This window comes from Micromonospora sp. DH14 (assembly GCF_029809455.1).
In the GTDB taxonomy this organism is placed as follows: domain Bacteria; phylum Actinomycetota; class Actinomycetes; order Mycobacteriales; family Micromonosporaceae; genus Micromonospora; species Micromonospora parva.
On sequence record NZ_JARVKT010000023.1, the window covers coordinates 93,998 to 103,134 of the forward strand.

6 protein-coding genes are annotated in these 9,137 nt (G+C 72.2%); 1 reads left to right on the forward strand and 5 read right to left on the reverse strand.

Annotated features, from left to right (window positions below; genetic code table 11):
• Positions 1-50: 50 nt before the first annotated feature.
• The 5 genes from pulA to QCZ28_RS25025 all read right to left on the reverse strand — a co-directional run bounded on the left by pulA (position 51) and on the right by QCZ28_RS25025 (position 8,450).
• Positions 51-5,546 (reverse strand): pullulanase-type alpha-1,6-glucosidase, encoded by a 5,496-nt coding sequence (gene pulA / locus QCZ28_RS25005; protein ID WP_279518939.1) that lies wholly within the window; start codon positions 5,544-5,546, stop codon positions 51-53.
• A 109-nt stretch (positions 5,547-5,655) separates the two neighbouring features.
• Positions 5,656-6,363 carry a cellulose binding domain-containing protein gene (locus QCZ28_RS25010; protein ID WP_279518940.1) on the reverse strand — a complete coding sequence of 236 codons (708 nt, stop codon included), beginning with the start codon at positions 6,361-6,363 and terminating at the stop codon, positions 5,656-5,658.
• Positions 6,364-6,486: 123 nt separating this feature from the next.
• Positions 6,487-7,167 carry a hypothetical protein gene (locus tag QCZ28_RS25015; RefSeq protein ID WP_279518941.1) on the reverse strand — a complete coding sequence of 227 codons (681 nt, stop codon included), beginning with the start codon at positions 7,165-7,167 and terminating at the stop codon, positions 6,487-6,489.
• A gap of 97 nt (positions 7,168-7,264) precedes the next feature.
• Positions 7,265-7,654, reverse strand: coding sequence for a hypothetical protein (locus tag QCZ28_RS25020; RefSeq protein WP_279518942.1), 390 nt, complete (start codon positions 7,652-7,654; stop codon positions 7,265-7,267).
• A 37-nt stretch (positions 7,655-7,691) separates the two neighbouring features.
• The gene (locus tag QCZ28_RS25025) at positions 7,692-8,450 is read right to left on the reverse strand and encodes a hypothetical protein (RefSeq protein ID WP_279518943.1); all 759 of its coding nucleotides are present in this window, start codon (positions 8,448-8,450) and stop codon (positions 7,692-7,694) included.
• 19 nt (positions 8,451-8,469) lie between these two features.
• Here QCZ28_RS25025 and QCZ28_RS25030 point away from each other — a divergent pair, with 19 nt between their 5' ends.
• Positions 8,470-8,658, forward strand: a complete 189-nt coding sequence (locus tag QCZ28_RS25030; RefSeq protein ID WP_279518944.1) for a hypothetical protein — start codon at positions 8,470-8,472, stop codon at positions 8,656-8,658.
• Positions 8,659-9,137: the final 479 nt, after the last annotated feature.

Genomic DNA, 9,137 nt, shown 5'->3' on the forward strand with positions numbered 1-9,137 from the left:
ACCACCGGCCGGCCCCCTTCCGCGATACGCGGAAGGGGGCCGGTTCACCGTCACTTCTGAACGAAGACCGCCACGCTGCGCGCCGGTACGGTGAACGTGCCGGCCGTCCGGTCGAACGAGGCGGTCCGCAGCGCCGGGTCGGCCGAGTCGACCAGCACCGGGTGCAGTGCCACGTCCGCTCCGCGCAGCCCGGTCACCGTCTGGGTGGCCGCCGACGGGGTGGCGTTGAAGACGACGGTCACCGACTTCCACGCACCGCCCAGCCCGCGGGCGTCCAGGGTCATGGTCAGCACACCCGGCGTCTCCTGGGCACCGGACAGCGGGAAGGCGACCCGCCGCTGCACCTGCTCGGCGCTGGCCAGCCCGAACACCGGCGACGACGCGCGGATGCGCAGCAACTCGGCGTACCGGGCGTCGGTGGTGTTGATCGCCGCGCAGTCCGGCACCAGCGCAGGGTCGGCCAGCAACGGCTTCGCGTACGACCACTTGTCCTCGTTGTCGGGCGCGGGTGGCAGACCAGCGCCGAACCCGTTGCCCCGTTCACAGCCCCAGCGGATCTGGTTGAACCAGTCGCCGGAGTTGTACGAGTTGCGGTCCAGCGACTTCGACCGCAGCCGCTCGGTGCCGGCGGTGACGAACCCGGTGCCCTGTCCCAGCAGCACAGTGCCCAGCGCCAGCACCTGCATCCGGCTGCGGTCCGCCGCCGTGGTGGCCTGCGGCAGTTTGTACGCCAACGCGTCGTACAGGATCTCGTTGTCGTGCGCGTCGGCGTAGGTGACGGCCTCCCCCGGCGTCGCGGTGTAGCCGGCCGGGGAGCCGTTGTAGTCGACCTGCGCCCCGGTGACCTGCCGCCCGGCGGTGTCGGTGAACCGGTAGTCGCGCAGGTTGCCGGTGAGCCCCACCTTGATCAGGTCGTGGGCGTGCAGCAGCCGGGCCTTCTGCTCGGCCGCTGAGCCGTTGACCGGGTCGCCGTTCGGGTCGGTGTAGAGCCCGGAGGCGAAGCCCTGCACGCGGGGGTTGGCGTCGAACGGTCCGCCGCCGCGCACCGCGTCGCGCAGCCGGTCGTTGAAGGTGCCGATGCCGGTGCCGGCCATGTTGGCCTGGGTGGCCTGCACGAAACGGGCGTCGTTGGCGACCTCGCCGAAGTTCCAGCCCTCGCCGTAGAGCAGGATCGACCGGCCGTCCACGCCGTCGCGGGCGACGGTCAACCGGTCCAGGGCCGCCCGGACGGCCAGGATGTTGGCCTTCGGGTGGTGACCCATCAGGTCGAAGCGGAAACCGTCCACCTTGTACTGCCGGGCCCAGGTGACCAGCGAGTCGACCACCAGCTTGCCCATCATCGCGTGCTCCGGGGCGGTGTTGGCGCAGCAGGTGGAGTTGGCAGGAGTGCCGTCGTCCAGCAGCCGGTGGTAGTAGCCGGGCACGATCTGGTCGAGCACCGACTTCGGGTCGGTACCGGCCGCCGACGTGTGGTTGTAGACCACGTCCATCACCACCCGCAGCCCGGCGTCGTTCACCCCGGCGACCATCCGACGGAACTCGGTGGTCCGCGCCGCGCCGGCCGGGTCGACGGCGTAGCCGCCCTCCGGGACGGTGTAGTGCAGCGGGTCGTACCCCCAGTTGTAGCCGTCGGTCTCGGCGACCGCCGCGACGCACTTCTGCTGCTCGGCCGAGTCGGGTGGCAGGGCCGCCAGGTCGCAGGCCGGCTGGCGCTGGTCGGCGCGCCGCTCGGGGATGGTCGCGAAGTCGAACGCCGGCAGCAGGTGCAGGTGGGTGACCCCGGCGGCGCCGACCGCCCGCAGGTGGGTCATGCCGGCGGTCTTCGGGTCGGTGAACGCGAGGAACGTCCCCCGCCGCTCGGCGGGCACCGTCTCGTCGGCGACGGAGAAGTCCCGCACGGACAGCTCGGTGATCTGCGCCTTCGCGGCCGGCACCGGCGCCGGTTTGCGCAGCGTGCGCCACCCGGGGGGTGCCAGCGCCGGGTCGTTGAGGTCGACGAGTTGGCTGTGCGTGGAGTCCGCGGCGAGGGCCACCGAGTAGGGGTCGGTGACCGACGCGGTGATCATCTTCTGCGCTGCCGGCTGCCAGGCCCGCACCTCGTACCGGTAGTACTTCCCGGCCCAGGTGTGGTTGCCGCGCACCGACCAGACGCCGGTGCGGTCGTCGCGGCGCATCGGCACCGTCCTCGGGGCGCTGGTGGTCGAGTCGAACAGCTGCAACGCCACGCTCCGGGCGGTCGGCGCCCACAGCGCGAGGCTCGGCGTCCGGCCCGCGAAGGTGGGCCCGAGGGTGGCGTCGGCCGCCTGGGAGTACACGTCGTCGAGCACGCCGGGGATCTGCACGCCGGTGGCAGCGAGCAGCGCACCCTCGGCGTCGCGGGCGGTGACCAGCAACTGCCCGCGCAGCGCCGCCGGGACCTTGGCCAGGTCCGCCCGGTCCAGGGCGAAGCTACGGTACGACCACAGGTGCGGGAACCTGTCGCGTTGCGCCTCGGTGAGCCCGTTGCGTTGCGCCCGCAACGGCAGGCTGGTGTACGTGCCGGTCAGCTCACCGTCGACCACGGTGAGCCCACCGGTGGGCGCGGCTACCAGCGCGTACGTCCTGCCGTCGGTCGGGGGTGTCTGCCACGCCACTGTGGACCTGTCGATCCAGTGCGCCTTCTGCTTGCTGATGTCGGTGTCCCCGCTGGCGGTGGTGGCCGCCGACGGCAGCAGCCGGCCCGGTGTGGCGGCGAGCAGCCACACCTCCCGGCCGGCGCTGGCGAAGTCGAGCCGCTGGTCGTCGGGCAGGTCCTTGGTGTCGCCGTTGTGGATGATGTAGTTCAGGCCGGTGGCGCCGGCGGCCAGCGGCACCGGGAACACCGCCCCGAAGGCGTCGACGGCGCTCGGCCGCAGCGGGGCGGACCACTCGGTCGGGTTGGCCGCACCGTCCCACAGGTGCAGGCCCCAGCCGTCGTAGTTGCCGTCGGCCCGCCGGTAGTGCAGTACGGCGGTGCCCTCCTCGACCGGCGGGTCCGGCTCACCGGTGGCCGCCTGCCGGCTCGGGTAGATCGCCGGGTCGCCCTGTTTGAGCCAGATCTCCCCGGTCTGGGTGAGGTCGATGCTGCGGTCCTGGGCGACGTCCTTCGTGCCAGCCTTGTCGACGACCAGGAAGTTCACCGACGTCGCGCCCGGCTTGAGTTTCACCCAGGCGAACCGGCCGTAGGAGTCCTCCCCGGCGAATGGCTGCCCCTTGGGCCACTCGGTGACGTACGCCGGGTCGATGTCCCCCCAGGCGTACAGCCCCCAGTCGTCGTACCCACCGGCCGGGCGCTGGTAGTGCACCACCGCCCACTCCCGGGAGCCGCCCTGCGTCGGGGTGCCGACGACGGCGGTGGACCGGGCGGTGGCGGTCCGGCCCCGACCGTCGCGGACCACCGCCTTGTACTCGACCCGGACGCCGCCGGCCAGGCCGGTGAGGTCGTGCTGCACGGTGTACGGGGCGTGGTCGGCGCTGCCCAGCAGCGTCCACCGGCCGCCGGCCACCCGGGCCGCGACGGTGACGCTGGCCAGTGGATCACCGGTGACCCGGGCGGTGACCGCTGCCCGGGTGGCGACCGGCGCGTCCGGGATCGGGCTGGTGATGGTGATGGTCGGCTTGTCGGCGGCCGGTGCGATGGGGCTGCCGGCGCGGTACACGACGGCCGACAACGGCGGCACGGTGAGGGCCACCTCGCCGTCACCGTTGGCCCGCGCGTCGCCGGAGGCGCCGTAGATGCCGGTGAAGGTGGCGCCGGCCGACCAGGTGTCCACGGTGACAGTCTGCGCGGTGTCGGCGTTGTTCACGGCCACCACGTACTCGGTGCGGTCGGCCGGGGCGATCCGGGAGGCGGCGAAGACGCCCGGCGCGTCGGCCGCGTACCGGGTGACCTGCACGCCGTCGCGCAGCGCCGGGTGGGCCTGGCGCAGCCGGCCCAGTTCGGCGATGGTCCGGTACAGCGGGTGGGCCGTGTCGAACTGGTCGCTGGCGTGGGTGCGGTCGGTGCCGAGCAGGTCGTCGTCGAGGTAGTCGGGGACCTTCGAGGCGAACATGTCCTGACGGGCGTCCTTGTCACCGCCCGGTCCGGTGAAGCCCTGTTCGTCGCCGGAGTACACCACCGGCTGGCCACGGGTCAGGAACATCAACTGGTGCGCGAGCTGGTCGCGTCGGAGGTGGCTGGCCGGGTCGGTGCCACCTGCGGCGATGAACGAGCCGATCCGGCCCATGTCGTGGTTGCCGAGGAAGGTGGTCAACCGGCCCGCGTCGGTGTTCCGGGCGGCGTAGAGGTCGTCGCGGGCGTACACGTCGGCGAGCGCCTTGGCCGATCCGGCGCCCGCGGTGAAGCCCCGTGCGGCCTCCTGGAAGGCGAAGTCGAGGGTGGCCGGCAGGCCACCCTGGCGGACGTAGCTGGAGCTGATCTCCGGGTCGGCGCTGTACACCTCGCCGAACATGAAGAAGTCCTTCTTGCCGGCCTTCTCGGCGGCCCGTTGGATGCCCTGGCTGAACTGCGGCCAGAAGTCCATGTTGACGTGCTTCACGGTGTCCAACCGGAACCCGTCGACACCGGTCGCGCCGATCCAGTCCCCGTACGCCTTGGTCAGGCCCCGGACCACCTCGGGACGCTCGGTCCACAGGTCGTCGAGGCCGAAGAAGTCGCCGTACTCGCTGTTCTCTCCGGCGAAGGTGGAGTCACCCCGGTTGTGGTACATGGTGGCGTCGTTGAGCCAGGCCGGGACCTTGACGCTCCCGTCCTCCGGTGCGGCGAAGGTCGGCGTGTACGGGAAGGACTCCTTGTCGACCGCCGGGAACGCGCGACTGCCGTCGGCGTAGTTGCGGTCCTCGAACGCCCGACCCTGCGCGTCGGTGTACGGCGAGGTCGCCTTGTCCACGTACGCGTACTTGTCCTCGGCGTACTTGATGACGTCGGCGGTGTGGTTGACGATCACGTCGAGGTAGATCTTGATGCCGCGCTGGTGGGCGAGCCTGACCAGGCGCTTCATCTCCTCCATGGTGCCGAAGTGCGGGTCCACCTGGGTGAAGTCGGTGATCCAGTAGCCGTGGTAGCCGGCCGAGATGTCGTTGCCGGCACCCTGCACCGGCCGGTTCTTGAAGATCGGGGCGAGCCAGATGGCGGTGGTGCCCATCCCCTGGATGTAGTCCAGTTTGTCGATGACGCCCTTGAGGTCACCGCCGTGGTAGAAGCCCTTGTCGGTGGGGTCGAGGCCGGTGCGCAGCCGGTCACCGGTGAGGCCACCGGTGTCGTTGCGGGGGTCTCCGTTGGCGAACCGGTCCGGCAGGACGAAGTAGAACTGCTCGGCGCGGCCGGGGTTGCCGCCGGCCTTCAGCAGCGCGTCGGCGCTGGGTTCGTCGCGCCACTGGGTCGCGCCGCTGACCGCGAGTGAGGCACGGTCGGACGGTTGAGGGCTCGCGGCGGCGGGCTGCACGGCGACCGGAGCGCCGGCGAGGGTGACGGTGAGCAGGGAGGTGAGGGCCAGCACTGCGGTACGCGGTATCGGCGGGGGTTTCATCGACGCCTTCCTCTGGTCGCTGATGGCCGCACGCTAACCCTTGCCGAAACATTCTGCAATACCTTGCAAACGTAGTCGCAACAAAGCAGCAACCTTGCGAAATCGCCGCTCAGAGACCGCCGCAGCGCACCCCGTCCACAGTGCACTCCCGTGGCGTGCTGGACGTCCGCTCCATGTGGAACCGCAGCGACACCGAACCGCCGGCCGACACCTCGACCCCGCTGACGTACGTGAAGCCGTCACCGCCCTGCCGGATCGTCCCCTGCGGGACGCCCTCCACCCAGGCGGTCACCAACCGTCCACCGGAGAACTCCAACCGCACCGTCCAGCCACGGCTCTGGGCGGACGTGTTCACCATCGCCACCTCGCCGATGAAGCCGCCGTCGAAGGTCTGCACCACCCGGTACCGCCCGGCCATCCCCGGCTGCCCCGGTGCCGCCCGGGTCGGCGACCGCGTCGCCGTCGGCAGCCCGGTCGCAGCGACCGTCGGAACCGCCGACGGTGAACCGGAACCGGCCGCGGCGCTCGGCGGCAGCCCGCTGGCCCGCCCGGACAACCCCGGCAGCACCGGCACCGGAGACGGCACCGTGGACGGCACCGACGTGGGCACGCTCGGCTCCGCCGCCACGGACGGCACCGGCAGCACCGGCGGCTGCGCGCCGTCCGGCGCCGGGCTGCGTCCCCGGTACGCGCCCAGCGCCACGAAGAGCAGGACCACCATCACGACGACACCGGCACCCACCACGATCCAGGGCGACGATGCGATCGCGACCGGACCGTGCGGCGGACGCGGAGCACGGCGGCGCATGCCGGACATGTACCTCCCTCAGCGGATCGTCCGCGCAGCGTAGCGATCGGCGGCCCGGGCCGGAAAGCCTCGGCCACGCGGCGTAGCGATCGACGCCCGCGCGGTGAGCCTCGGCCGTGCGCCGGCTGCTGCTCAACCGATCCGGCAGTCGACCCCGTTGATCGTGCACGTGAGCGGTCGCTGCGCCGACTCACCCAGGCCGACGCGCAGCCGCAGCGTCCGGGAGTCGCCCGGTTCCAGCGAACGGGTGCCGCGCACCACGAAGTTGCCGTCCCCGCGCCCCCGTACCGAGACGCCCGAGTCGTCAGCGACTCGCAGCGCCCAGGTGTCGTCGTCGAACGCCAACTCCACCTGCCAGTCCACCGACCGGCTCGACGGGTTGGCGACCGACAGGATCGCCGACTCCCCGTTCCAGCCGTTCGTGCCGACCTGGTACCGGGCGCTGACGGGGTCCTCCGCCGGTGTCGTCGGCGCGGACAGCACGCTCGTCCGCCCCGGCGTCGGCGAGCCGGTCGCCGTGGGCCGCGGCGACGGCGACCGACTGCTGCGTGACGGTCGCGGCGACGCCGAGCGTCGCTCCACAGCGGCCGGCGTCGGCCCGCCGGTGGTGGAGGCGCCGGCCGGCACGGTCGGCAGGAACGCCGGGGGCGCTGCCTGCGGCCCGGCCTCGCGCTCCCTGCCCCGGAACGACAACAGCGCCACCACCAGGAGCACCACCAGCGCGCACACACCGAGCAGCACCACGATCCACGGCACCGACACCAACACCCGCGCCGCCCGCGAATCTGCCGCACCGTCCGGCCGCACCGCCATCAGGTCTCCCCTCGTCCCCACCGACGCGACAGCGTAGCCAGCGCCGCGCGGGCCGGGAACCTGGCGGGTACGGATCGGGCCGACCGGCCCCGGTCGGTCAGCCCGTCCGGACGACCGTGCAGATCAGTGGCCCCTCATCGGAGGTACGCAACAGGTAGCGGTACCGCTCCCCGGGCACCGACTGCCCCCGCCTGTCCAGGAACTCCCACTCCACCGCCACCATCGTCAACAGCGCGGACACCGGCTGCACGTCCTCGATCCGGGCGTGGGCCGCGACCAGCTCGCGGTCCTGGTAGTCGGGCGCGGCGCCCACGAAGGACAGCGCCACCGCCGCCGCGGTGGTGAACGAGAAGCTGTACGTGTCGGCCACCACCAGACCCGGCAGGGCGTAACAGCCGGCGATGGCCGGCAGATCACCGGAGGTCAGCGCCACGCCGTACCGGTCGAAGAAGTCGGCCAACGTGTCAAGATCCGTGGAGGCGTTCACGGTCACAGCAATTGCCGGTCACCGCCCGGGTCAAACCTCAGCGCGGCGGCACCCGTACCTCGATCTCCGACCCCAACCGGGCGTCGGCGGTCAGACCGAGGTCGTCACCACTCCAGAACCGCCCCGGGTCGTACCAGTTCGGACGCCGCCCCGCCGGCAGCAACCCCATGGCCTCGTAGGTCACCGCCACCACCTCGGCGCAGTACGCCGTCTCCAGCGCCCGGTCCCGCTCGCCCGCCGATCCGATTGGGCTGGCAGGGATCGCCCGGTCCCGCTCGCCCGGCGATCCGGCCGGGCTGGCATTGGTCGCTGGGGTCGCTGGGGTCGCCGGGTTTCGCCGAGGTGCTGGCCGGCCGGGCAGGGGCAGCGCCAGCTTCGGCACCCGACCACGCACCCAGCGCCACGCCAACTGCGCTGTCGACGGGAACGGTGTGCCGTCCAACCGCGCGATCGTCCGCAGCACCGCCCGTTCCATCTCCCCGTCGGCGGGCGGGTCGAGCTGTCGCAGCCAGGCCCGTTGGCCGTACCGGTTGGCCCAGACGCAGACCGCGTCCCGCAGGTCGTGCAGCTGCACGCCGCGCTGGTGGGTGCCCGACCACAGGTCCGGCAACGACCTGCCCAGCTCCGCGTGCCACATCAGTGGCGGCATGTCGTCCAACACCACCGCCATCCCGACGTGGTTCACCGGGCTGTTGGTGGTGAACTGGATGGCCCGGTCCGGCACGCTGCGACCCCGGAAAACCCACACGTCACCGGTGCGGGTCAACTCGACGGCCTCGTCCAGGCTGATGCTCATGAGGGACTAGCCTAGGCCGATGCGGCAACGAATGCGGTGGTGGAAGGTTCTCGGGCTGGCCGGGCTCGCCGGCGTCGCGGCCTCCGGTGTGGTCATCGCGCGGGCCGAACGGCGTCGACGCGCGTACACCCCGGAGGAGATCCGGCAGCGGCTCCTGGAGCGGCACGCCCAGGCCAGCGACGCGGCGAAGCCCGTCGACCCCGCCTGACCGACCGTCCCCTGTAGATAATCGGCGGGGCAAGCCGGCGAGCCACCCGGCGGAAAGCCGGCCGGGCTAACGGGCGGAAAGCCCGGCGAGCCACCCGGCGGACAACCCGGCGGGCGAACGGGCCCGCGGCGTGACCCACGGGTGGGACCAGGTCCGGCCGAGTCGCCCGGTTCCGTCGGGCGCTGTCTCCCCGTGTCGACCCCGGTCGAGCGGGCGCAAATGGCGCAGACGGGCGTGATCCACTCGACCTTCAGGAAAACGCGGTATCCCCCGCACCGGAACAGCGCGGTTTTCAGGAACCCGAGTCGATCACACCGTTGCTCCGTCATGTCGGGGCATCCCCGCGGGCACCGGTGTCCGGTTTGGGTGGGGGTGTCGGGTGGTCGGGGCCACCGCGCGGGTGGAATCGGGGGCCGGGCCGGGTCGTTATACCTGGCAGATCACCGCGCCCCCGGCCGGCCGGTGGAGCAGCCGCCGGG

Bases quoted from the DNA above. Each gene is read 5' to 3' on its own strand.
- pulA (WP_279518939.1), bottom strand. From the start codon at position 5,546: ATGAAACCCCCGCCGATACCGCGTACCGCAGTGCTGGCCCTCACCTCC.
- QCZ28_RS25010 (WP_279518940.1), bottom strand. From the start codon at position 6,363: ATGTCCGGCATGCGCCGCCGTGCTCCGCGTCCGCCGCACGGTCCGGTC.
- QCZ28_RS25015 (WP_279518941.1), bottom strand. From the start codon at position 7,167: ATGGCGGTGCGGCCGGACGGTGCGGCAGATTCGCGGGCGGCGCGGGTG.
- QCZ28_RS25025 (WP_279518943.1), bottom strand. From the start codon at position 8,450: ATGAGCATCAGCCTGGACGAGGCCGTCGAGTTGACCCGCACCGGTGAC.
- QCZ28_RS25030 (WP_279518944.1), top strand. From the start codon at position 8,470: ATGCGGCAACGAATGCGGTGGTGGAAGGTTCTCGGGCTGGCCGGGCTC.